The 21,563-nt window shown below is 58.2% G+C and carries 24 protein-coding genes; 14 read left to right on the forward strand and 10 right to left on the reverse strand.

The window, feature by feature from the left end; translation table 11 throughout:
- Nucleotides 1–10: 10 nt before the first annotated feature.
- Nucleotides 11–1,804: a DUF1302 domain-containing protein gene (locus ACZ3HH_RS21730; protein WP_465807547.1), complete on the reverse strand. Its 1,794-nt coding sequence runs from the start codon at nucleotides 1,802–1,804 to the stop codon at nucleotides 11–13.
- A 723-nt stretch (nucleotides 1,805–2,527) separates the two neighbouring features.
- Between ACZ3HH_RS21730 and ACZ3HH_RS21735 the strand changes: the two genes are divergently transcribed.
- Nucleotides 2,528–4,552, forward strand: coding sequence for an S-type pyocin domain-containing protein (locus ACZ3HH_RS21735; protein ID WP_465807549.1), 2,025 nt, complete (start codon nucleotides 2,528–2,530; stop codon nucleotides 4,550–4,552).
- Nucleotides 4,549–4,809, forward strand: coding sequence for a hypothetical protein (locus tag ACZ3HH_RS21740; RefSeq protein WP_465807551.1), 261 nt, complete (start codon nucleotides 4,549–4,551; stop codon nucleotides 4,807–4,809). Before ACZ3HH_RS21735 ends, ACZ3HH_RS21740 begins: the two co-directional genes overlap by 4 nt.
- Before the next feature lie 51 nt (nucleotides 4,810–4,860).
- Here ACZ3HH_RS21740 and ACZ3HH_RS21745 read toward each other — a convergent pair whose 3' ends face one another.
- The 4 genes from ACZ3HH_RS21745 to ACZ3HH_RS21760 all read right to left on the reverse strand — a co-directional run bounded on the left by ACZ3HH_RS21745 (nucleotide 4,861) and on the right by ACZ3HH_RS21760 (nucleotide 8,209).
- Nucleotides 4,861–5,772, reverse strand: a complete 912-nt coding sequence (locus ACZ3HH_RS21745; RefSeq protein ID WP_465807553.1) for an SDR family oxidoreductase — start codon at nucleotides 5,770–5,772, stop codon at nucleotides 4,861–4,863.
- A gap of 110 nt (nucleotides 5,773–5,882) precedes the next feature.
- The gene (locus tag ACZ3HH_RS21750) at nucleotides 5,883–6,785 is read right to left on the reverse strand and encodes an alpha/beta fold hydrolase (RefSeq protein ID WP_465807555.1); all 903 of its coding nucleotides are present in this window, start codon (nucleotides 6,783–6,785) and stop codon (nucleotides 5,883–5,885) included.
- Nucleotides 6,786–7,568 (reverse strand): class II aldolase/adducin family protein, encoded by a 783-nt coding sequence (locus ACZ3HH_RS21755; protein WP_465807557.1) that lies wholly within the window; start codon nucleotides 7,566–7,568, stop codon nucleotides 6,786–6,788.
- A gap of 185 nt (nucleotides 7,569–7,753) precedes the next feature.
- On the reverse strand, nucleotides 7,754–8,209 hold the full coding sequence (locus tag ACZ3HH_RS21760) for a flavodoxin (protein WP_465807559.1): 456 nt from the start codon (nucleotides 8,207–8,209) through the stop codon (nucleotides 7,754–7,756).
- 103 nt (nucleotides 8,210–8,312) lie between these two features.
- Between ACZ3HH_RS21760 and ACZ3HH_RS21765 the strand changes: the two genes are divergently transcribed.
- Together ACZ3HH_RS21765 and ACZ3HH_RS21770 are read left to right on the forward strand one after the other, a co-directional pair.
- The gene (locus ACZ3HH_RS21765) at nucleotides 8,313–8,789 is read left to right on the forward strand and encodes a PAS domain-containing protein (RefSeq protein WP_465807869.1); all 477 of its coding nucleotides are present in this window, start codon (nucleotides 8,313–8,315) and stop codon (nucleotides 8,787–8,789) included.
- A gap of 54 nt (nucleotides 8,790–8,843) precedes the next feature.
- Nucleotides 8,844–9,449, forward strand: coding sequence for a hypothetical protein (locus ACZ3HH_RS21770; RefSeq protein WP_038978999.1), 606 nt, complete (start codon nucleotides 8,844–8,846; stop codon nucleotides 9,447–9,449).
- A gap of 3 nt (nucleotides 9,450–9,452) precedes the next feature.
- Here the strand turns inward: ACZ3HH_RS21770 and ACZ3HH_RS21775 are convergent, their stop codons facing one another.
- Nucleotides 9,453–10,412, reverse strand: a complete 960-nt coding sequence (locus tag ACZ3HH_RS21775; protein ID WP_465807561.1) for a MerR family transcriptional regulator — start codon at nucleotides 10,410–10,412, stop codon at nucleotides 9,453–9,455.
- A 206-nt stretch (nucleotides 10,413–10,618) separates the two neighbouring features.
- On the opposite strand from ACZ3HH_RS21775, the gene ACZ3HH_RS21780 reads away from it, so the two are divergent.
- The 7 genes from ACZ3HH_RS21780 to ACZ3HH_RS21810 all read left to right on the forward strand — a co-directional run bounded on the left by ACZ3HH_RS21780 (nucleotide 10,619) and on the right by ACZ3HH_RS21810 (nucleotide 15,208).
- The gene (locus ACZ3HH_RS21780; protein ID WP_465807563.1) at nucleotides 10,619–11,188 is read left to right on the forward strand and encodes an antibiotic biosynthesis monooxygenase; all 570 of its coding nucleotides are present in this window, start codon (nucleotides 10,619–10,621) and stop codon (nucleotides 11,186–11,188) included.
- A 156-nt stretch (nucleotides 11,189–11,344) separates the two neighbouring features.
- A complete protein-coding gene (gene folM / locus ACZ3HH_RS21785) occupies nucleotides 11,345–12,055 on the forward strand; it encodes a dihydromonapterin reductase (protein WP_465807565.1) in 711 nt (236 codons plus the stop codon).
- Nucleotides 12,056–12,077: 22 nt separating this feature from the next.
- Complete coding sequence (gene folE, locus ACZ3HH_RS21790; protein ID WP_465807567.1) at nucleotides 12,078–12,638, forward strand: GTP cyclohydrolase I FolE; 561 nt, start codon at nucleotides 12,078–12,080, stop codon at nucleotides 12,636–12,638.
- A gap of 2 nt (nucleotides 12,639–12,640) precedes the next feature.
- Nucleotides 12,641–13,012 (forward strand): dihydroneopterin triphosphate 2'-epimerase, encoded by a 372-nt coding sequence (gene folX / locus ACZ3HH_RS21795; protein WP_367374202.1) that lies wholly within the window; start codon nucleotides 12,641–12,643, stop codon nucleotides 13,010–13,012.
- 68 nt (nucleotides 13,013–13,080) lie between these two features.
- Nucleotides 13,081–13,377, forward strand: coding sequence for a DUF1244 domain-containing protein (locus tag ACZ3HH_RS21800; protein ID WP_018927179.1), 297 nt, complete (start codon nucleotides 13,081–13,083; stop codon nucleotides 13,375–13,377).
- Nucleotides 13,370–13,708, forward strand: coding sequence for a HopJ type III effector protein (locus ACZ3HH_RS21805; protein WP_465807571.1), 339 nt, complete (start codon nucleotides 13,370–13,372; stop codon nucleotides 13,706–13,708). Before ACZ3HH_RS21800 ends, ACZ3HH_RS21805 begins: the two co-directional genes overlap by 8 nt.
- A gap of 249 nt (nucleotides 13,709–13,957) precedes the next feature.
- Nucleotides 13,958–15,208, forward strand: coding sequence for a 2-aminoadipate transaminase (locus ACZ3HH_RS21810; RefSeq protein WP_465807573.1), 1,251 nt, complete (start codon nucleotides 13,958–13,960; stop codon nucleotides 15,206–15,208).
- Between the two features lie 208 nt (nucleotides 15,209–15,416).
- Here ACZ3HH_RS21810 and trxB read toward each other — a convergent pair whose 3' ends face one another.
- A complete protein-coding gene (gene trxB, locus ACZ3HH_RS21815) occupies nucleotides 15,417–16,379 on the reverse strand; it encodes a thioredoxin-disulfide reductase (protein ID WP_465807575.1) in 963 nt (320 codons plus the stop codon).
- A 314-nt stretch (nucleotides 16,380–16,693) separates the two neighbouring features.
- On the opposite strand from trxB, the gene cysZ reads away from it, so the two are divergent.
- Nucleotides 16,694–17,449, forward strand: coding sequence for a sulfate transporter CysZ (gene cysZ, locus ACZ3HH_RS21820; protein WP_465807577.1), 756 nt, complete (start codon nucleotides 16,694–16,696; stop codon nucleotides 17,447–17,449).
- Between the two features lie 40 nt (nucleotides 17,450–17,489).
- The gene (locus tag ACZ3HH_RS21825; RefSeq protein ID WP_465807579.1) at nucleotides 17,490–18,689 is read left to right on the forward strand and encodes a glycosyltransferase family 4 protein; all 1,200 of its coding nucleotides are present in this window, start codon (nucleotides 17,490–17,492) and stop codon (nucleotides 18,687–18,689) included.
- A 116-nt stretch (nucleotides 18,690–18,805) separates the two neighbouring features.
- Here ACZ3HH_RS21825 and ACZ3HH_RS21830 read toward each other — a convergent pair whose 3' ends face one another.
- The 3 genes from ACZ3HH_RS21830 to ACZ3HH_RS21840 form a co-directional block, all read right to left on the reverse strand.
- Nucleotides 18,806–19,909, reverse strand: coding sequence for an NADH:flavin oxidoreductase (locus ACZ3HH_RS21830; protein ID WP_465807581.1), 1,104 nt, complete (start codon nucleotides 19,907–19,909; stop codon nucleotides 18,806–18,808).
- A gap of 196 nt (nucleotides 19,910–20,105) precedes the next feature.
- Nucleotides 20,106–20,588 (reverse strand): glutathione peroxidase, encoded by a 483-nt coding sequence (locus tag ACZ3HH_RS21835; RefSeq protein ID WP_465807583.1) that lies wholly within the window; start codon nucleotides 20,586–20,588, stop codon nucleotides 20,106–20,108.
- 123 nt (nucleotides 20,589–20,711) lie between these two features.
- Nucleotides 20,712–21,197: an FKBP-type peptidyl-prolyl cis-trans isomerase gene (locus ACZ3HH_RS21840; protein ID WP_007901600.1), complete on the reverse strand. Its 486-nt coding sequence runs from the start codon at nucleotides 21,195–21,197 to the stop codon at nucleotides 20,712–20,714.
- Here ACZ3HH_RS21840 and ACZ3HH_RS21845 point away from each other — a divergent pair.
- Nucleotides 21,166–21,504 carry a DUF3565 domain-containing protein gene (locus ACZ3HH_RS21845; RefSeq protein ID WP_465807586.1) on the forward strand — a complete coding sequence of 113 codons (339 nt, stop codon included), beginning with the start codon at nucleotides 21,166–21,168 and terminating at the stop codon, nucleotides 21,502–21,504. The two genes, ACZ3HH_RS21840 and ACZ3HH_RS21845, sit on opposite strands and share 32 nt — an antisense overlap.
- The last annotated feature ends 59 nt before the right edge of the window (nucleotides 21,505–21,563 follow it).

Consider the following 21,563-nt stretch of genomic DNA (forward strand, 5'->3'; position numbering starts at 1 on the left):
CTCAGCCAGATCAGAAGTTCACACCGAAGCTCAGCGCCAGGAAGTCACGGTCTTCCAGGACGTTGTAGTCACCGCCGAAGAAGTCGGTGTAACTGAGGCTCGCGGTATAGGTGTTGCGGTAATCGGCATCGACACCGACGCTGACCGCCTTGGCGCCTTCGTTGAACAACCCGTTGGGGCCGTAGCCGGCGACGTCATGGGACCAGGACAGGTTGGGTTTGAGGTTGATCCCGCCGATCACGTTGGCGTAATCAAGGATCGCCCGGGCGCGGTAGCCCCAAGAGGTAGAAGTGACGAAGCCGTCGGTATCGCCGCCGAAACCGTACTGGCCGTAGACCGAATCACGGCCATAACGCAGCTTGCTCCGTGACTCCAGACCACCGACCCGTACCACCGCTGCTTCACCGACCAGGGTCAGGCGTTGGGCGCCCAACACTTGGTCGAAGAAGTGCGTCAGGGTGCTTTGGACCTGGGTCACTTCCTTGCGGCGATAACCCGTGTTGTCGGCACCTGGCCGGGTCGCGACAGGCGATGCGGCGCCGCCGGCGATCGGGTTAAGCAACGCCAGGGTCAAGTCGTTGGTGTTGACCTGCACAGGAGCGTTGGGCCGGTAACTGATTTCGCCGGTCCAGGCAGTACCGGTGGGCAAAGTGGTGGAGAAGCTCGCGCCGTACAGACGAATGTCTTCCGGGTATTCGAGGTAATACTGGCCGCGCCCGAGCATCACGCTTCGCGCCAGGCCGGAGCCGCTGCCCGGGGCCAGACGGTTGGCAATGCTGACCATGCCCGGCAGGCTGGCCAGTGTCGACAGCCCGGCGGTGGTGGTGCCAACGGTCGGTGTGCGACTGTGATAGTTCATGAAGTAGAGGCCGTATTCGGTGTCGTCACCGAGCCAGCGCAAGGCTGTGCCCCACTGCCCTGAATCCCGGGCATCGCGGTCGCCGCCACGGGGCACGATTACGCCCTCACGGGTGACCTGAATAGGTTGGCCAAAGGCTGCCGCGAGCGGCGCCAACGGGGCAATCGCCGGGCTGCCGACGGTGTAACCGTTGTTGCAACCGTCCGCCACCACGTCGACGCCAAAGAAGGTACCGCAGTTGTCGAGAACGGTCTGATCCCACTCCAGTTGGTAGAAGCCTTCCACCGTGAGCTGATCGGTCAGGCCCTGGGAGGCGAACAGCATGTTCACCGGAATCAGGCCTTCCTTGATCTCGGCGCCAGGACGACGGAACGCTGAAACGTCAACCGGGTTGATGCTGTTGATCGAGTTGCCGATGAAGGTGCTTTCACCCCAGCTGACCACCTGCTTGCCGGCGCGCACGGTGCCCGGCAGATCGGCAATGGAATAGTTGTGATAGACGAACGCATCGAGGATCTGCGCGCCCGACGACTTGGCGCCTTCCTTGCGACCGTTGTCACTGATCTGCTTGAACTCGCGGTCTTCGTCCTTCAGCTCGAAGTCGTACCAGTACTTGCCACGGACGAACACGCCCGTGTCGCCGTACTTCAATTCGAGGTCGTGGATACCTTTGAAGATCTTGGAGAAGGTCTCGCCTTTCTTGAAGTTCAGACGTCCGTCATCACCGGTCGAAGACTGGCCGGTCCCGCCATTGACGGTGCCCACCAGTGACTTGTCGGCATCGCGCATGCCCCAGCTCGCGCCGACCGACAACGAGGAATCGAACTGCCCCTCGATTTCGCCGATGTTGAATGAAACAGCCTGCGCCTGGGCGCAGCAGCCCAAGGCCACCGCAGCGGCCAGCGCTTGCGGTTTGAAGATGGCGCGCATTGTTGTTTTTGTCATGCGTCTTCCCCGGTGAGTGACAGAAGGCCCCACCCTACTGCCGCACGCCAGGAGCGATAAGCGCACCAAGGAGGTATTCGCGTTGTACCTCCAAAGGATGAATGGCCGCATGGGGCGGGGGTTTGCGCGGGGTATGGATGGGCTGGATGGAGGGTTATCAGGGGAATGGATGGGGACGTTTCGATGTGCAGCAGGACTGTTACGCGCTCCGTAACAGTGCATGTCTGGAATCGCTATTTTTCCTTTGCGCTCAGGGCCTTACTCTAGCCGGGCTTTCACGGAAAACCGGCGCAAAGCACGAAGCGAAGGCCTGTGATCAACCCAGGTCATTAGCGAAAGATTTCAGATGAGTTGAAGCGTATTTCGATTCATCACCCCGTGTTCACTGACGTTGATTTATTGCTCCTTGATCAAACGTCTTACTTTGGCCGCTGCGTTTGCAGCGGCCTTTTTTATGGGCGATGGATTTGCATCGACAGTGCTCTCTTTACTGTTGAAAACTTTCTTGAAGGATCTTTCCCGCAATAGCATAGGAAATGTCTTTTTATACGAAAGAACATCCTGATTTATTTATATACCACCGAAATCTCCTTCTTTTTTATATGTAAACACCTACACACCTCTCGGACTCACACCCGCCTTTTCTACTGTAACGTTAAATAACACGAAACAACCGACCCCTAGTACGTTCTTGAATACAACGCACATTCAAAGGATATGAACATGCAAAAACCTCCACCTTGGGAATTGGATGAAGACATACGTATCACAGCGCCGGCGCCTCAGGGTTTCACCCCCATACGCGCAACTTCATCACATTATGAGAACGGCCTTTTCGCATACGGGCCGGTCGTCGACAGAGTTCTGAACGTCCTAAAAACCACCATCAAGACTTCAGAACAGGAGTATCAAGTTCGATCCAGTCAATTACCGCAAACCATCGAGCAAGAACTGGCCGCCACCAGACTCGAAGGATCCACTCACCCGCTTCCCCCTGCCGAAGCAATCATTCGCGAACTGGGTGTGCGCAACACGCTACTGGCACGCAAGACAGTCGACTTTCACCACCAAACGGCACTCGCCAATCGTTTTTATGGCGTTGACCCCATTGGCCGGCGTTGGCAGGCGTTCTACCCCAAAGCCGTGACCCTGGAAAATCCGGTCCGCCCGGATGGTGTCGCAATGCAGGCCTGGCTCGCGTCGTACCAAGCGGCGTACGAAGCCCGGTTGCTGTCACAAACCATCCAGATGCTCAACCAGCAGCAAGTTAACGTACTCAACTGGCTGGCCGCCGTGCAAGTCAATGATCAGGCTCGAATGGCGGCGGAACAGGAAGCCCGTCGAGTCGCCGCCGAATTGGCACACCTCAATGAGCAAGCCGCGATCAAGGCGCGGGAACAGGCACGGCTCGCGGCGCTGGCTGAGGCCCAACGACTGGCTGTCGAACAAGCGCGCGTTGCCGCCGAAGCCGCCGTACGACAAGTGGCGGCCGAACAGGCACGGCTTGCGGCACTGGCAGAGGAGCTACGACAGGCGGAGCTGCTTCGGCTTGAAAGCGAACGGCAAGCCCAAGAGAAGCAGCAGGTGGATCTGGCGGTCCAGCATGTTTATCCCGCGTCAGGTGCGACGGCGGTCTCCAGCCCGGTATTTTTCTTCGCCTCGACCGCGGTCATCCTCGCTCCCGAAACATCGGCCGCGATACTCACCGCACTGCGTTCGGCATTGCAGGTGGTTACTGCGGCGGGCGCCGCGACACTGGGCTCTGTACTGATCGGTTTTGCCGCTCTGCTAATGCCTTCGCGCCTGGGAAACGGCGAGCGTTTTACGATGAGCGTACCGCTCGCGGAACTGACCCCGGAAAACGCACAGTCACTGCGAGCGATCGCGGACCGACAAGGAACACTGGATCTGCCAGTCGGGATTGGCTACAGACCCATCGGCTCAGGCGCAGAGGTGTTCGTCATCACGGCCGACGGGTTCGACATTCGCCCCAGCGTTCCGGTGAGGCACGCAACGTTCGATACGCAGAACAACGTTTATCGACTCAGCCTGCCTGACTCCACCAACACCCTGACCTGGACGCCCGCCGTCACGCCGGGTAACAGCTCGACCGAACGGCCGATTGTTCAGGCTGATACGCCGACGTATCCCGGAACCCAGATCGTGCCGGCCGAAGGACGTCTGGATCTGCATCCCATACTGGTGGAGGGTTGGGACAGGTTCATCATCGTCTTCCCGGATGATTCGGGTATTGCGCCGCTGTATGTCGTTATCAGCAGTCCCTACGAGGGTGCTGGGGTCAAAGGAGAACACAGCGGTCGCGACTTTAATCCAGAACAAACAGGTGGGCCGACAATGAATTTGGAGTGGAACCCCGCAACTGCCTCTCAAGAAGGAGTCGATTTGGTCAAGCTGCACACATCCAGATTTCCTTCTTCTGATGCCAACAAAGTGATGATCGATCGGTTGGAAAGAATTCTCAAAGGAGAACTCGACATAACCGATACCGACAAGCGTTACTACACTCATGAAATCAGAGAACTCGAAAGATTCAGAGCCTTGGGGTACAACGACTCTGAGATACCAGACGAGAATTCCCCTATATGGAACAACGTTCACACTGCGACGTTGGAAGACTACAAGTTAAAGGACGATGAAACACTTCTCTACACAGCAGAAGCTTTAGCTGCAGCAGAAGAACAGGACAAGTATTACTACCAAAGACTTCTGAAGGAGATGTGGCAATGAACACCATTGAGCAAATTATAAAAAATGAATCCCTGGACGATATCGTCACGGTTTTTGCACTGTTCAAACCAAACCCTCATTTGGACATGATGATCAGACGCTATAACCGCGAAGTTCTCGACAAATATGGAGAGCTTGAAAGCGCGTACACGCGACTCTTCGCAGCGGGTGTGCTGGCTAAAGGCGAGAAGGGGTTGGCAATCAAAGGCCCGAACTGGAAAGCGCCCCAGTTCGTCATAGAAAATAGATACGTTTGAAATCTGGGAGCCTCCAAGCCAAATCCTTACGGCTTGGAGGCCCAAAAGCCATTAAATCGAATACTTCTGCAAGTTCTCCATCATTTCTTTCAACGCCTCAATATTGTCCTTCGGATGCGCCGCGCCTTCGAAATCACAGATCTGCTGCCAATGCGCCGCCACATCTTCCGGTGAAAACCCCACCCGCGGATCGAACCCGGCGCCCAGGCTGCGCTCCCAGCGCACCTTGCCCATCCAGCCGCCACCCACTTCGAATAACCCCGAAGTTTCCTGGCAATGTTCGCTGGCCAGGTACACCACCAGCGGGCTCACCAGCTCCGGCTTGAGTTGTTCGAACACTTGTGGCGGGATCAGGCCTTCGGTCATGCGGGTGCCGCCGGTCGGGGCGATGGCATTGACCAGGATGTTGTTCTTGCGGCCTTCGATGGCCAGTGTGCGGGTCAGGCCATAGAGGCCGAGTTTGGCCATGCCGTAGTTGGACTGGCCGAAGTTGCCGTAGATGCCCGAAGTCGATGCCGTGAAGATCACGCGGCCATAGTTTTGCTCACGCATGTGTGGCCAGGCAGCGCGGGTGACTTTATAGGCGCCCTCGACGTGGACGCGGTAAACCAGGTCCCAGTCGCTGTCGTCCATTTTGTGAAAGGTCTTGTCTCGCAGGATGCCGGCGTTGTTCACCACTACATCAACACGGCCGAACGTATCGAGGGCGTGTTGCACGATTTTGTCACCGTCGGTGACGGAATCGTGGTTGGCCTCGGCGGTGCCGCCCGCCTCGCGAATTTGTGCGACCACTTGATCGGCTGCCGATGCATTGGCGCCTTCGCCTTGAGCCGAACCGCCGAGATCATTGACCAGCACTTTGGCGCCCTGTTTTGCGAACAGCAGCGCGTGCGCCCGGCCCAAGCCGCCGCCCGCACCGGTGACGATCACGACTTTATCTTCGAAGCGCACAGACTCATTCATGGGGAATTCCAGCAGACCAGGGGACAATGAATCCCAGTGTCAGGCACAAGGCGACTGGTCACAATAAACACGGAGAAAGCTGAATGGTGCGCAATAAGGCAGCGGGATAGTCAGGAACACGCCACTTTGCGCGGCGGTGAAACCAGTCGGTCGCGAAATTCCAGATAGTGCTTGAGCACCTGTGCCGGCGCTTCGATCTGCGGGTAATGGCCGATCTCAGGCAGCAGGACCGTGTCCGGGTCGGGAATCAGTTGCCGATAACGCGCCACCATGTGTGCGCCGGAAACCGGATCGACCTCGCCATCGATGACCCGCAACGGCACCTCGCCACGCTGCATGGCGCTGACCCAACGCTCACGCTGGACACGGCGCTGCGGGATGTAACTGATCAATTTGTGCATGATCCGTTGCCCGTGATTGCTATCGACCAGACTCCAGAAATCATCCAGTTCACTTTCGGTGGGCCGGGTCTGCGGACCGAAGACCTGCTGGAAACTCTTCACCAGCGCGTCACGGGTAAAGGCTCGCCCGATCATCCAGCCCAAGGGGCTGAGCAGGAGTTTTTGCATCAACACCGGGCGATGGGTTTCGGGAAACAGCCCGCCATTGAGAAACACGCAACTGGCGATATCAGCGCGCGTTTCATAGTGCCGGGCCAGCAGTTCCTGGGCCACGCTGTCGCCATAATCGTGTGCCAACACGTGAACGGGTTGTTCAACGTTCAGATGCGCCAGTAAGGCCTGTTGCAGATCGGCCTGTTCCAGCAGGCTGTAGTCGTGGTTCACCGGTTTGGCCGAATCGCCGAAGCCGAGCATGTCGCAGGCAATCACCCGATAGCGCTGCACCAGCGGCTGCCACAGGTAATGCCAGTCCCAGCTGGCGGTCGGGAAGCCATGAATCAGCAACAGCGGCTCACCCTGCCCAGCGGTCCAATAGCGCAGGGTCTGACCGCGGTACACGAACGTCTGGCTGCGCTTGCGCCAGACACACAGTGGAATCTCGGCGAGGGCCATTTAGAGTTTATAACCCGGGTCTTGTTTATCGAGTTTGCGCAGCAGCGCCGGCCAGGCCAGCGCGCCGCCCATCCCTTGAGCACTTTTGGTGACACCGGCGATCATCGCCTTGGCGCCCGCCAGAATCTGCGGTTCGATGGCGATCAGCTCCGCACCACCGTTCTGCGCCAGCACCTGAATCTCGCAGGCGCGCTGAAAGGTAAACATCATCAGGAACGTGTCCGCGATGGTGCCGCCACAGGTCAGCAGACCGTGGTTGTGCAGCATCAGGAAATTGTTTTCTCCGAGGTCAGCTTGCAGTCGCGCCTTTTCTTCATGGTTCAGCGCAACGCCTTCGTAGGCGTGATAAGCCAGGCTGGAAAGGACGAACAAGGATTGCTGACTGATCGGCAAGATGCCCTGTTTCTGTGCCGATACCGCCACCCCCGCCGCGGTGTGGGTGTGCAGTACACACGCGACGTCATGACGGACTTCATGCACGGCGCTGTGGATGGTGTATCCCGCCGGGTTGATCTCGTAAGGGCTGTCCATCAACTTGTTGCCGGCCTGATCGACCTTGACCAGGCTCGATGCAGTTATTTCATGGAACATCAGGCCGAACGGGTTGATCAGGAAGTCTTCAGTGCCCGGCACCTTGGCGGAGATATGCGTGAAAATCAGGTCATCCCAGCCATGCAGGGCAACCAGACGATAACAGGCAGCCAGATCGACGCGGGTCTGCCATTCGGCGGCACTGACTTTGTCTTTGATGCTGTGTGGCGATTGGACGGGGGCTACGCTCACGGCAAGAATTCCCTTTTTTATTTTTCTGGGTTTTTATTGTTTTTTGCTGCGTTACAGCAGTCTAGTCAGCCCCCGGACTTCGTGTAGTTGCATTGGCAGCCAGCTTGATGGCCGAGCGAGTCAGTGCGCGGGTGAGTCTGGATCCATGTCCAAGCACTGCCGCCAATAAAGGCGCGAGCGGCCGCTCAGCCCCGCAAAACGCTGACCAGTTCCGCCAACCAAGGCTCGGCGTCGGTTTCTGGCGTCACGGTTTCGCTGGCGTCCAGACGCAGCATCGGCAGGACTTCACGCACACCCAGTTCGCCGAACAATTCACGCATTTGCTCACCGCCGCCGCAGAACGTATCGCCATAACTGGCGTCGCCCAATCCGATCACCGCGCCCGGCAAGCCACGCCAGGCGGCGGGCAATTGATCGCGGATGGCGAAATACAACGGCTGCAGATTGTCCGGCAACTCGCCCATGCCGGTGGTCGAGGTCACCGCCAGAAACGCTTGAGGGCCAAACGCCTGAACATCGGCGAGTGTGGCGCGCGGGTTGTGCCAGGTTTCAAAACCGGCGGCGTTCAAAATGCTTGCAGCGTGGCGGGCGACTTCTTCAGCCGTGCCGTACACCGAGCCGGAAAGGATGGCGACTTTCATCAATCTGGTCCTGAATCTAAATAAAAGTACGAGATACTAACAGCACGGCCTTCATTGATCTTTTAGAATGCAGCGTATCAATCCATACGCAAAGGACTCTGCGATGATCAATGCCTCACTGCTGCAAATGGTGATCGACGCCTCCAACGACGGTATCGTGATTGCCGAAAAGGAAGGCGAACAGGACAACATCCTGATTTACGTCAACCCGGCGTTCGAACGCCTGACGGGCTATACCAGCGAAGAAATCCTCTATCAGGATTGCCGTTTTTTGCAGGCAGGAGACCGGGATCAAGCAGCCCTCACCTTGATTCGGCAGGCGTTGGGCAGTGGCGGCTCTTGCCGGGAAATCCTCAGAAATTACCGCAAGGACGGCACCCCGTTCTGGAACGAACTGTCGCTTTCCACGGTAAAAAACCCGCACGACGGACAGACCTATTTCGTTGGGGTGCAGAAAGACGTCACGGTTCAGGTCAAGGCACAGCAGCGAGTCGTGCAGCTGGAAACGCAATTGGCCGAGGCACAGGCAGAAATTGTTGCACTCAAAACGACGAACGGCTCAAACCAATCTGCGAATTAGTGGTCATTTACTACAATCACCGATGACTTTGTAATTATTTCTTTCGAGCAAATCATGCAGCGCGACGCACTCCTGACGCAGGATGAGCTGGATTTTATCCAGAACATGCAACACAACCCGCAACTCAATGTGCGGGATGCGACGTCGAGCTTGCTCGTCAACGGTGGTTCGCAGATTCGTGATTTGCTCACACGCCTGGCCGCTCATGAACAAGTCACCATCCAGGCCAATTTCGAAAATCAGCAAATGACCTTCCCCCTGCACTTGGTGGAAGATGAATTTCACGCAATGCATCTACGCCTCGGCGTCCCCAGCATCTATGAAGACGGGCCGATGATTCGGCCATGGCGTCTGGCGCTCGAAGAGCCAGTGGCGCTGGAAAATGCCAAGGGCCAACCCGGCACGATGTGGGTGCATGAAATATCGTTCAAAGGGGTTCTGCTGGAGGTTCGCAACAAGACCAAGGCGCCAAAGCACTTCGCGTTGTGGTTCAGCCCGTCAGGTTATGAGCGGATTGCGTTGCGCGGCACCTTCGAGCGTGAAACCGAGCAGGGTTTCTACGCCTATGAGTTGAGCCAGAGCGACACGGACGAAACCGAACGTCTGCGTCAGTACATCCTTCAGCAGCATCGTCTGACTCATCCTGCCCTGCATATCTGAATCTCAGGTATCGAGGTTTCCCGCCAGGAACTGTTTCAGACGCTGGCGCATCAACACCCCCTCGTTTCCCAGGCAACCGATCGAGGATCCGGCCAGGCTCTCCTGTGCCAGGTCCGATGCATCCCCGGCCAACAACACCTGGCAATCCAGGCTCATGGCCAAGCGTTTCAAACGTCGAGGCAATTCGCCGGCCGGCGCGTGATTGGAAACCAGCACCAATGCCTGGGGCTTGATCTTCTCGCAAACCAGGATCAATTCGTCGAAGGGCTGGCCAATCGCCAACAACTGAATAGCCGAATCGACACCGCTCAGATACAGCGCAGTGACCAGCACTTCGAGTTCATGACATTGGTCGGCCAAGGCGCAGACAATCACTCGTCGCGGTTGCATGACACGTACCAGCAGCAGGCGTTGCAACACTCGAGAACGCAGAAAACCATCCAGAAAAAGCCACTCGCTGGTCTGACCGAATGCTTCATGGCGTTGGACCAATAGCTTCCAGACCGGAATCAGAATGTCCTGAAACACCACCGTCAGCGGGTAACTGGAAAAAATCTGACCGTAGACTTGCTCCAGTTGAACTTCGTCAAAAGCACTCACCGCCGCCTTGACCTGCTGCTGCCATTGGCCGTAGTCGGCTTGAACGAGTTCGTTGGGAATGACCTGCGCCAGCACCTTGAGCGGTTCGGTCTTGGCCAGTATCTTGCCGACCTTGCTGACCGCGACACCGCGTTCTATCCAGCCAAGGATGCTGCGAACACGCTCGATATCGGTCATCGAATACAAACGGTGCCCACTTTCGGTGCGCGTGGGCTGTATCAGACCGTACCGCCGCTCCCATGCGCGTAGCGTGACCGGGTTGACCCCCGTCAGGCGCGCGACCTCACGAATCGGAAACAATTCTTCTCGAATCAAGGAGGTGATGGGGGGCAAGTCAGGTGCAAGGTCTGTCAGCACAGCCATCAGGATCTACGTCCATGTAATATTTGGACATATTCTAACGCTCCTGCCCCAGTTGTGATCAACACGTTGTTGAACTAATTGGAACAGACGTCCCAGACAGAATCAGGAATAATCCTTGCTTGTCCCAAGACGCAGCCCACTACCCCGGCGCTGTGTCTGGCGAAGCTCTTATCCGGAGCGACGCGTTTGCCCTATGGAGATACATAATGTCTACCTCACCCGTCACACTGATGGTTGCGCGCCGCGTTGCCGATGGGCGTTATCAGGACCTGATGGCCTGGTTGCGCGAAGGCGAACAACTGGCCACCGACTTCCCCGGTTACCTCGGCTCTGGTGTGCTCGCTCCACCGCCCGACGATGACGAATTCCAGATTATCTTTCGCTTCGCCGACGAGCAGACCATGCACGCCTGGGAGCATTCCGCGTCGCGCACTGCCTGGCTGGGACGCGGCAGTGATCTGTTTGCCCATCCTACGGAGCATCGAGTCAGTGGCATCGAAGGCTGGTTCGGCGCTGCCGGTCAACGTCCGCCACGCTGGAAACAGGCTGTGGCCATCTGGCTGGCGTTCTTTCCGGTGTCCCTGTTGTTCAACTTTGTCATCGGGCCGCTATTGGTTGAAACGAGTTTGCTGACCCGCGTGTTTGTCAGCACCCTGTGCCTGACGCCATTGATGGTGTATTTCTTCATTCCGCTGTCGACTCGTCTGCTGGCCGGGTGGCTGCACACCCCATCTGCGCGTCCGTTGCCCGCCGCCCCCTCAACCCAGCATCGCTGATCCCCCTTGTGGGAGCGGGCTTGCTCGCGAAGGTGGTGTAACAGTCGACATCGTTGCTGACTGTCAGTCCGCCTTCGCGAGCAAGCCCGCTCCCACAATAGGTGAACAACTCTCGTCGCTGGTATAGTTTTGCTCTTACCGCGACGCGAGCCGTTCATGACCTCTACCGCAGCCCCAATCCTCATCACCGGTGCCGGCCAGCGTGTCGGCCTGCACTGTGCGCAGCGTTTGCTCGAAGACGGCCATCCGGTCATTTTCAGCTACCGCAGCGAACGGCCTGGTGTGCAAGCCCTGCGCGATCTGGGAGCGATCGCGGTGTTTGCGGATTTTTCCAGCGAGACCGGAATCCTTGCGTTCATCGGCGAACTGAAAAACCACACCGACAGTTTGCGGGCGATTGTCCATAACGCCTCCGAATGGCTGACCGAAACCCCGGGCACCGAAGCCGCAGCCTTCACCCAAATGTTCAGCGTGCATATGCTGGCGCCTTACCTGATCAACCTGCACTGTGCCGATTTGCTCAAACGCTCGAGCCCCGCCGACATCGTGCACATTAGCGATGATGTGACCCGCAGAGGCAGCAGCAAGCACATCGGCTACTGCGCCAGCAAAGCCGGGCTCGACAGCCTGACCCTGTCCTTTGCCGCGAAATACGCGCCCGGCATCAAGGTCAACGGTATCGCGCCAGCCCTGCTACTGTTCAATCCCGACGATGACGCGGCGTACCGCGCCAGGGTTCTGGCCAAATCGGCACTGGGCATCGAGCCCGGCAGTGAAGTGATCTACCAGAGCCTGCGCTATTTGCTCGACAACCCTTATGTCACCGGCACGACCCTGACCGTCAACGGCGGACGGCACGTCAAATAAGCGGCCCCCGCGAGGATGTTCCATGACGTTATCCCTGTCCCAGAGCTATCGCGAAATCCTCATCGGTCTCGGTGAAAACCCCGACCGCGAAGGACTGCAAGACACCCCGGTGCGTGCCGCCAAGGCGATGCAATACCTGTGTCATGGTTACGAACAAAGTGTCGAAGAAATCGTCAACGGCGCGCTGTTTGCCTCAGACAACGATGAAATGATCATCGTCGACAACATCGAGCTGTACTCGCTCTGTGAACATCACATGCTGCCCTTCATCGGCAAGGCTCATGTGGCTTATATTCCAACGGGCAAGGTGCTGGGCCTGTCGAAGATTGCGCGGCTTGTGGATATGTTTGCCCGCCGACTGCAAATCCAGGAAAACCTCACCCGGCAAATCGCCGACGCCGTGCAGCAAGTGACCGACGCCGCCGGTGTCGCGGTGGTCATCGAAGCCCAGCACATGTGCATGATGATGCGCGGCGTCGAAAAACAGAATTCGACCATGAACACCTCGGTGATGCTCGGCGCCTTCCGCGAGTCGAGTAATACCCGCCAGGAGTTCCTGCAATTGATTGGACGGAGCAAGTAGCAATGCCACAACTTCAACCAGGAATGGCACGCATCCGGGTCAAGGACCTGTGTTTGCGAACTTTTATCGGGATCAACGAGGACGAAATCCTCAACAAGCAGGATGTGCTGATCAACCTGACCATTCTGTACGCCGCCCAGGATGCAGTGCGTGACAACGATATCGATCACGCGTTGAATTACCGCACCATCACCAAGGCGATCATTGCTCATGTGGAGGGCAATCGCTTTGCCCTGCTCGAACGCTTGACCCAGGAGGTGCTGGATCTGGTCATGGTCAACGAGTCGGTGCTGTACGCCGAAGTCGAAGTCGACAAGCCCCACGCCTTGCGTTTCGCCGAATCGGTATCGATTACCCTGGCCGCGAGCCGCTGATCGCGTCTGGCGCATCGGTCGCCAGGCTTTTATCATCCGCGCCACGATTTGATTGCACAGAGCCCATCATGAACGATCAACAACGCCTGGAACTTGAAGCCGCCGCCTTTCGCCGGCTGGTTGCCCACCTGGACAGCCGCAAGGACGTGCAGAACATCGACCTGATGAACCTCTCGGGTTTCTGCCGCAACTGCCTGTCCAAGTGGTACAAGGCCGCTGCCGACGAACGCCAGATCGACGTCAGCCTCGACGAAGCCCGCGAAGTGGTTTACGGCATGCCGTACGCCGAGTGGAAAGCCCAATACCAGAAAGAAGCCAGCGCCGACCAGCAAGCGGCGTTCGCCAAAGGAAAACCCAATGAGTGATTTGAACACCCTGCGCGCCAGCCTCAAGAGCGGCGAACACGCTTTCGCCGATACCTTGGCATTCATTGCCACCGGTTACGACTATCAGCCCCAGGCGTTCAATAACGGTGGTGTGGAAAACGCCGCCGGACAGAACGAAGGTTCGTGCAAGACCCTGGGTCTGGCATTGCTGGAAGGTCTGAGCGATGAAGAAGCGCTGTTGGCATTTGGCGAGCATTACCGCTCGGTAGTGGCCACGCCTGAAGGCAGCGACCACGGCAATATCCGCGCGTTGATCGCCCATGGCTTGGCCGGTGTGAAGTTCACTCAGCAGCCGCTGACTCGCCGCTGACTGAAGCCCGCCTATGGCGAGGGAGCTTGCTCCCGTTGGGTCGCGAAGCGACCCTGCTTATCTTAATAAAGAAGGGGACCGCTGCGCAGTCCAACGGGAGCAAGCTCCCTCGCCACAGATTATGCGTCGCCATCGATCGGGGCACATCCCGACTTTTAATATTGACCCGGTAACTTTATTTCGTTTGCCGGGCACCTCTGCTCGCGGCTTAGATAAAAAGAAGCATCCCTTCTTCTGAGTCCGGTATCCATGAGCAGCGAAAACATCAGTCGGTCAATCAACATCGTTCATCCCGTCACGCTCAGCTACGGTAAAAATGCCGAGGTCTGGGACACCGATGGCAAACGCTACATCGACTTCGTCGGCGGCATCGGCGTACTGAACCTCGGCCATTGCCATCCGCGCATCGTCGAGGCCATTCGCGAACAAGCCACCCGGCTGACCCACTACGCGTTCAACGCCGCCCCGCATGTGCCTTATCTCGAACTGATGGATCACCTGACGGCGTTTATTCCGGTGGATTACCCGGTCAGCGGCATGCTCACCAACAGCGGTGCGGAAGCGGCGGAAAACGCGCTGAAGATCGTCCGTGGCGCCACCGGTCGCACGGCAGTCATCGCCTTCGACGGCGCCTTCCACGGGCGCACACTCGCCACCCTCAACCTCAACGGCAAAGTCGCGCCGTACAAGCAGAAAGTCGGTGTGCTACCAGGGCCGGTGTTCCACCTGCCCTTCCCCAGCAAAGACAACGATGTGACCTGCGCCGAGGCCCTGAAGGCCATGGAGCGACTGTTCAGCGTTGAGATCGACGTTGATGACGTGGCCTGTTTTATCGTCGAACCGGTGCAGGGCGAAGCGGGCTTCCTGGCGATGGACGTGGAATTCGCCCAAGTGCTGCGACGTTTCTGTGATGACAAAGGCATCCTGCTGATCGCCGATGAAATCCAGTCCGGCTTCGGTCGTACCGGCCAGCGGTTTGCGTTCTCGCGATTGGGCATTGAACCGGACCTGATCCTGCTCGGCAAAAGCATTGCCGGCGGCGTGCCGCTGGGTGCGGTTGTCGGGCGTAAGTCGCTACTCGATAACTTGCCCAAGGGCGGATTGGGCGGCACCTACTCGGGCAACCCCATCGCCTGCTCCGCTGCGTTGGCGACCCTGGTCGAAATGACTGACGTGCATCTGCACACTTGGGGCGCGCAACAGGAAGAAGCGATTGTCAGCCGCTACGAATCCTGGCGAGCCCGTGAACTGTCACCGTATCTGGGTCGCTTGACCGGCGTCGGGGCAATGCGCGGCATCGAGCTGATTAATGCCGACGGCACACCGGCCTCGGCGCAACTGACACAACTGCTGGCTCTCGCGCGCGATTCGGGCTTGCTGCTGATGCCCAGCGGCAAGTCGCGACACATCATTCGTCTGCTGGCGCCATTGACCACTGAGGCCGCCGTGCTGGAGGAAGGGCTGGATATTCTTGAAGCGTGCCTGGCGAAATTGGTTTGAACAGTTAAGTCGACGCAGATCCTGTGGGAGCGGCGGTGCGGCGATCCGACTTGCCCGCGATAGCGATTTATCATTCAACATTAATGTCGCCTGATCCACCGCCATCGCGGGCAAGTCGGATCGCCGCACCGCCGCTCCCACAGGTTTACTGCATTTTTCTGAAGGCGAAAAAAAACCGGCCGAGGCCGGTTTTTTTATTTCAACGATCTCAGAACTTTGCGTTCTGCAGATCATCGAGGTAGCGCTCGGCATCCAGTGCCGCCATGCAGCCGGCGCCAGCCGAGGTGATGGCTTGACGGTAAACGTGGTCAGCCACGTCACCGGCGGCGAAGATGCCTTCAAGGTTGGTCGCAGTGGCGTTGCCATCACGGCCGCCCTGCACAACCAGGTAGCCGTCTTTCAACGTCAGCTGACCTTCGAACAACGAAGTGTTCGGGGTGTGGCCGATGGCGATGAACACGCCGTCGACTTTCAACTCGTCGAAGCTGCCGTCGTTGTTCTTCAGGCGGGCACCGGTCACGCCCATGTTGTCGCCCAGCACTTCGTCCAGGGTCGAGTTCAGCTTCAGGATGATCTTGCCTTCGGCAACCCGGGCATTCAGCTTGTCGATCAGGATCTTCTCGGCGCGGAAAGTTTCGCGACGATGGATCAAGGTTACGGTGCTGGCGATGTTGGCCAGGTACAGGGCTTCTTCCACAGCCGTATTACCGCCACCGACCACAGCTACTGGCTTGTTGCGATAGAAGAAACCGTCGCAGGTGGCGCAGGCCGAAACGCCTTTGCCCATGAACGTTTCTTCCGACGGCAGGCCCAGGTAGCGGGCGCTGGCGCCGGTAGCGATGATCAGTGCGTCGCAGGTGTAAGTCGCGCTGTCGCCAATCAAGGTGTATGGCTTGGCGGCGAAGTCCACGGCATTGATGTGATCGAATACGATCTCGGTTTCAAAGCGCTCGGCGTGCTCTTTCATCCGCTCCATCAGCGCCGGGCCGGTCAGGCCGTGGACGTCGCCCGGCCAGTTGTCGACTTCGGTGGTGGTGGTCAGTTGACCGCCAGCCTGCATGCCAGTGATCAGCAGTGGCTTGAGGTTGGCACGAGCCGCATAAACCGCGGCGCTGTAACCGGCAGGGCCGGAACCGAGAATAATCACTCGCGAATGACGAACTTCAGACATGACCTGCTCCTGTTGACCGGCCCGAAACACTGGGCGCGGAACGCCGGATTGCCGGCGGGAATAAAAAAGGACCGTTGAAAGCACTTGGGGAAGGCTTGGGCTCGACAGTCCTGTAAAAGAATGGGTGCAGCGTATCGAGGGGGCGAAGATTAAGGAAATACGGTTTAACAATCCAGCTCATAGGCGGTCTCTATCCCATTGCAGTGAATTTATAGACGCCTTTGTTACAGTTAATGTCGATGCCGCTACCGCGCTTTCGCCTGTCAGGCAAAGCCGGTAAGGTCGGCGCGTTTACCCTTTGCTCGGAGCACGTTATGCCCGCCCCCGTTCTGTCTGGCCCGCAATACCTGCGCGAGGGCCTCAAGCTGGTCCTGAGCCCCAGCCTGCGCTTGTTCGTGTTATTGCCGCTGGCAATCAACCTGGTGCTGTTCGTCGGATTGATCTATCTGGCCGGCCATCAGTTCAGTATGTGGGTCGATACGCTGATGCCGTCCCTGCCCGATTGGCTGAGCTTCCTCAGCTACATCCTCTGGCCGATATTCGTCGTGTTGGTGGTGTTGATGGTGTTCTTCACCTTCACCATGCTGGCCAACGTTATCGCCGCGCCATTCAATGGCTTCCTGGCGGAGAAAGTCGAAGTGGTGGTACGCGGCACCGACGACTTCCCGGCCTTCAGCTGGGGCGAACTGATCGCCATGATCCCGCGCACCCTGTCCCGGGAAATGCGCAAACTCGGCTACTTCCTGCCCAGGGCCATCGGGCTGTTCATCCTGTCGTTCATCCCGGTGGTCAACATCATCGCCGCGCCGCTATGGCTGTTGTTCGGGGTATGGATGATGGCGATCCAGTACATCGACTACCCGGCGGATAACCACAAACTCGGCTGGAACGAAATGCTCGCCTGGCTGCGCCAGAAGCGCTGGCAGAGCATGAGTTTTGGCGGAATGGTGTATCTGGTGTTGCTGATTCCGGTGGTCAATATTCTGATGATGCCGGCGGCAGTGGCTGGGGCGACGTTGTTCTGGGTGCGTGAACGTGGCGCGGAAAATCTGGTGCCGGAACGCCGCTGATCGCGTCACAAATCCATCATCCCACCGTCACAATGACGACATGGCCTCAGCCGACACTGAGGTCATGACGACAACTCTGCATATCACCCTGATCACCGAAACCTTCCCTCCGGAAATCAACGGCGTTGCCAATACCCTTGGCCGCTTGTTCGAGGGTTTGCGCGCGCGCGGGCATCAGGTCGAGCTGGTGCGGCCACGTCAGGGTGGCGACCCACTCATGGGTAACAACGATGAGTTGCTGTTGTGTCGAGGCTGGCCGCTGCCGGGTTATCCCGGCCTGCAATGGGGTCAGTCGTCGATGCACAAGTTGCTGCGGCGCTGGAAACGGCATCGCCCGGATGTGTTGTACATCGCCACCGAAGGACCGCTGGGGTTGTCGGCATTGCGCGCGGCACGGCGCTTGGGGATTTCGGTGGTCAGCGGCTTTCATACCAATTTTCAGCAGTACTCCAGCCAATACGGCCTCGGGCTGCTGACACGATTGCTGACTCACTACCTGCGCTGGTTTCACAATCGCTCGACCCTGACCCTGGTGCCCAGCGCCAGCCAGCGACTGGAACTGGAACGCCGCAGTTTCGAGCGCCTGGCGCTGCTCTCTCGAGGCGTCGACAGCCAGTTGTTTCATCCGGCCAAACGGCTGAAGCCGCTGCGCGAGCAATGGGGGCTGGCCGAGGATGATATTGCCTTCATCCACGTAGGACGTTTGGCCCAGGAGAAGAATCTTGGCTTGCTCAAGCGGTGCTTCGACACGCTGAAAATGACTTATCCACAGCGAAAAATGAAATTGATTGTGGTCGGTGACGGGCCGCAACGATCGATGCTGGAGAAGGAATTGCCCGAAGCGATTTTCTGCGGTTCACAACGCGGCGAAGCCTTGGCCAGTCACTATGCGTCGGGGGATGTGTTTCTGTTTCCGAGCCTGACCGAAACCTTCGGCAATGTGGTGCTTGAGGCATTGGCCTCGGGGCTTGGGGTGGTGGCGTACGATCAGGCCGCGGCGGCCCAGCATATTCGCCATGGCTACAACGGCGTACTGGCCATGCCTGGGGATGAAGAGGCGTTCTGCGATGCGGCACGTTGGCTGCTGGAGGAGCGCGAAACCTTGCGCTGCGTGCGCCTGAATGCGCGCCAGCATGCGAGTCGTCAGGGCTGGGCGGCGATTATCGAGCAGTTTGAGGGGCAGTTGCGCGGGGCTTGTGTGGGGGAGCAGGTGGTTCCTAATGCTCAGACATTACCCTGAATCTTTGCTGACCTTGAGGCCATCATCGCGGGCGAGCCCGCTCCCACAGGATTTGTGTGTGACGCAGAACACTGTGGGAGCGGGCTTGCCCGCGATGGGGCCCTTCCAGACGCTACTTAAACCAACGTCATCAACGCTTCACGGCTAAACGGCAGGATGTCTTCCTCACGTCCGTCCCGCACTTTCTGCGCCCAGTCCGGGTCCACCAGCAACGCACGACCCACTGCCACCAGATCGAACTCATCGTTGTTCAAACGCTCCAGCAACTTTTCCAGGCTGGCCGGTTGGGCGATCTTGTCGGTGTTGACCATGAATTGCAGGAACTCGCCGTCCAGGCCGACGCTGCCGACGGTGATAGTTGGCTTGCCGGTGAGCTTGCGAGTCCAGCCGGCCAGGTTCAGCTCGGAACCGTCAAACTCAGGCTCCCAGAAACGCCGCGTCGAGCAGTGGAAAATGTCCACGCCGGCGTCGGACAGTGGCTTGAGGAACTCACCCAAGGCTTCCGGAGTTTGTACCAAGCGCGCGGTGTAGTCCTGCTGCTTCCATTGGGAGAAACGGAAGATGATCGGAAAATCCTCACCGACCGCTGCACGCACCGCCTCAATCAATTCGATGGCAAAGCGCGAGCGATTGGCCAGGCTGCCACCGTATTCGTCAGTGCGCTGATTGCTGCCTTCCCAGAAGAACTGGTCCACCAGATAGCCGTGGGCACCGTGGATTTCCACACCGTCCATGCCGATGCTCTGAGCATCCTTGGCGGCTTGGGCGAACGCGGCAATCACGTCCTGGATATCTTCCTTGGTCATGCCGTGAACCACGACCTGACCGTCCTTCAATTTTTCCGACGGACCGTAACCCGGCACGCTGGCGTCCGGCTCGGTGCCGATGCGGCGCACGCTGCCCACATGCCAGAGTTGCGGAACGATCTTGCCGCCTTCGGCATGCACTGCGTCGACGACTTTCTTCCAGCCGGCCAATGCCGCTTCACCGTAGAAGTGCGGCACGTTCGGATAGCCGTTGGAGGCCTTGTGACCGACAGTGGTGCCTTCGGTGATGATCAGCCCAACCCCGGCGGCGGCGCGACGACGGTAGTACTCGATCACTTTGGAATTGGGCACGCCGCCCGGCGAAAACGAGCGGGTCATCGGCGCCATGACGACGCGGGTCGGCAATTGGAGAGCGCCGAGGTGAAAAGGCTTGAACAGGGCTTTGACAGGCATGGGACGCTCCACGGCATATAGACTTTATGACGGCGATAATATGGAGAGTACCAAGCCTTGAACAGCACTATTGATTTGGGTGATTAAGGATTAAAAGATTTAGAAACGAAAAGATCGCAGCCTTCGGCAGCTCCTGCAGGGGAATGTGTACACCCGTAGGAGCTGCCGAAGGCTGCGATCTTTTGATCTTTCTTTTTTAGCTCAGCGCTTTTTCGATCGCCTGGATGACAGCATGATCATCCGGCGCCGTTCGAGGCGAGAACCGCGCCAGCACGCGACCATCCTTGCCCAGCAGGAATTTTTCGAAGTTCCAGGTAATGTCACCGGGAAATTCAGCACCCTCGCCCGCCAGCAGACGGTACAGCTGATGACGATCGTGACCGTTGACTTCCAGCTTGCTGGACAACGGAAAGGTCACGCCATAGTTGAGGCTGCAGAATGCCTGGATCTCCTGCTCGGTGCCCGGTTCCTGCCCGGCAAACTGGTTGCATGGCAAGCCCAGCACACTGAAACCCTTGTCCTTGTATTGCTGGTAGAGGTTTTCCAGCGCCGCGTACTGTGGGGTCAAACCACATTTGGAGGCGACGTTGACCACCAGCACGACACGCCCCTTGAAGGGCGCCAGAGGTAGCTCCTGACCATCCAGGGCTGTCAGTTTAAGCTCGTGAAAAGCACTCATGACGAACTCCAAATTCCCGTGTTCTTCTCGAAACAGCCACTTGGCGGTGCCATCAAGGACAGCCGCGGACTAAAAAGGCGCCCTCGGGCGCCTCTCCAGATCTCGAAAGCTTAGCGCAGAAAATCAGTGGTGATGGCCACCTTCGCCATGGACGTGACCATGAGCGATTTCTTCCTGGCTGGCGTCACGGATGTCGATGATCTTGACCTGGAAATTCAGGCGCTGACCGGCCAACGGGTGGTTGCCATCAACGGTGACATCGTCGCCGTCCAGATCGCGAATGGTGACGATCTGCATCTGGCCGTCCGGAGCGGAAGCGTGGAACTGCATGCCCACTTCGAGCTCGTCGACGCCTTCGAACATGCTGCGGCTCAGGGTGCTGACCAGTTCGGCAGCGTATTCGCCGTAGGCATCTTCAGGTTCTACGGCGACAGTCAGTTCGTCACCGACTGCTTTACCTTCCAGTGCCTTTTCCAGGCCCGGGATGATGTTACCTGCGCCTTGCAGGTAGACCAGCGGCGCGCCGCCGGCGGAGCTGTCGATGACCTCACCGGCGTCGTTGGTCAGGGTATAGTCGATGGAGACAGCCTTATTGGCGGCGATCAGCATGGGGCGAGACCTTTTGCATAAGAATATAGAAAGACCAAGTTTAGCGAAGCAATCGCCCGAAAGCGAACACAACCCGGACAGACGGGGTGTGACGAAAGTTTCGCTCATCACCGGCTTTCATCAGGACGAGGAAGGGCACTGGGTAGCCGAGCTTTCCTGCGGCCATACCCAACACCTGCGGCACCAACCCCCGTGGCAATCCCGGGCCTGGGTGCTGGCCCCTTCGCTGCGCAATGAAAAAATAGGCCAACCCTTTGATTGTGGATGGTGCGCACAAGGCTCGGTTAGCGATAACCTTGACGACTGAATTTCGGTAGATCGTCAGATATAGATGATCACCTGGCGGCCACGGCTGCCCACATGCAC

The sequence above is a fragment of the Pseudomonas sp. PME37.24/025 genome, from assembly GCF_055556615.1.

Bases quoted from the DNA above. Each gene is read 5' to 3' on its own strand.
- ACZ3HH_RS21730 (WP_465807547.1), bottom strand. From the start codon at position 1,804: ATGACAAAAACAACAATGCGCGCCATCTTCAAACCGCAAGCGCTGGCC.
- ACZ3HH_RS21735 (WP_465807549.1), top strand. From the start codon at position 2,528: ATGCAAAAACCTCCACCTTGGGAATTGGATGAAGACATACGTATCACA.
- ACZ3HH_RS21740 (WP_465807551.1), top strand. From the start codon at position 4,549: ATGAACACCATTGAGCAAATTATAAAAAATGAATCCCTGGACGATATC.
- ACZ3HH_RS21745 (WP_465807553.1), bottom strand. From the start codon at position 5,772: ATGAATGAGTCTGTGCGCTTCGAAGATAAAGTCGTGATCGTCACCGGT.
- ACZ3HH_RS21750 (WP_465807555.1), bottom strand. From the start codon at position 6,785: ATGGCCCTCGCCGAGATTCCACTGTGTGTCTGGCGCAAGCGCAGCCAG.
- ACZ3HH_RS21760 (WP_465807559.1), bottom strand. From the start codon at position 8,209: ATGAAAGTCGCCATCCTTTCCGGCTCGGTGTACGGCACGGCTGAAGAA.
- ACZ3HH_RS21765 (WP_465807869.1), top strand. From the start codon at position 8,313: ATGATCAATGCCTCACTGCTGCAAATGGTGATCGACGCCTCCAACGAC.
- ACZ3HH_RS21770 (WP_038978999.1), top strand. From the start codon at position 8,844: ATGCAGCGCGACGCACTCCTGACGCAGGATGAGCTGGATTTTATCCAG.
- ACZ3HH_RS21775 (WP_465807561.1), bottom strand. From the start codon at position 10,412: ATGGCTGTGCTGACAGACCTTGCACCTGACTTGCCCCCCATCACCTCC.
- ACZ3HH_RS21780 (WP_465807563.1), top strand. From the start codon at position 10,619: ATGTCTACCTCACCCGTCACACTGATGGTTGCGCGCCGCGTTGCCGAT.
- folM (WP_465807565.1), top strand. From the start codon at position 11,345: ATGACCTCTACCGCAGCCCCAATCCTCATCACCGGTGCCGGCCAGCGT.
- folE (WP_465807567.1), top strand. From the start codon at position 12,078: ATGACGTTATCCCTGTCCCAGAGCTATCGCGAAATCCTCATCGGTCTC.
- folX (WP_367374202.1), top strand. From the start codon at position 12,641: ATGCCACAACTTCAACCAGGAATGGCACGCATCCGGGTCAAGGACCTG.
- ACZ3HH_RS21800 (WP_018927179.1), top strand. From the start codon at position 13,081: ATGAACGATCAACAACGCCTGGAACTTGAAGCCGCCGCCTTTCGCCGG.
- ACZ3HH_RS21805 (WP_465807571.1), top strand. From the start codon at position 13,370: ATGAGTGATTTGAACACCCTGCGCGCCAGCCTCAAGAGCGGCGAACAC.
- ACZ3HH_RS21810 (WP_465807573.1), top strand. From the start codon at position 13,958: ATGAGCAGCGAAAACATCAGTCGGTCAATCAACATCGTTCATCCCGTC.
- trxB (WP_465807575.1), bottom strand. From the start codon at position 16,379: ATGTCTGAAGTTCGTCATTCGCGAGTGATTATTCTCGGTTCCGGCCCT.
- cysZ (WP_465807577.1), top strand. From the start codon at position 16,694: ATGCCCGCCCCCGTTCTGTCTGGCCCGCAATACCTGCGCGAGGGCCTC.
- ACZ3HH_RS21825 (WP_465807579.1), top strand. From the start codon at position 17,490: ATGGCCTCAGCCGACACTGAGGTCATGACGACAACTCTGCATATCACC.
- ACZ3HH_RS21830 (WP_465807581.1), bottom strand. From the start codon at position 19,909: ATGCCTGTCAAAGCCCTGTTCAAGCCTTTTCACCTCGGCGCTCTCCAA.
- ACZ3HH_RS21835 (WP_465807583.1), bottom strand. From the start codon at position 20,588: ATGAGTGCTTTTCACGAGCTTAAACTGACAGCCCTGGATGGTCAGGAG.
- ACZ3HH_RS21845 (WP_465807586.1), top strand. From the start codon at position 21,166: ATGGAGACAGCCTTATTGGCGGCGATCAGCATGGGGCGAGACCTTTTG.
- ACZ3HH_RS21840 (WP_007901600.1), bottom strand. From the start codon at position 21,197: ATGCTGATCGCCGCCAATAAGGCTGTCTCCATCGACTATACCCTGACC.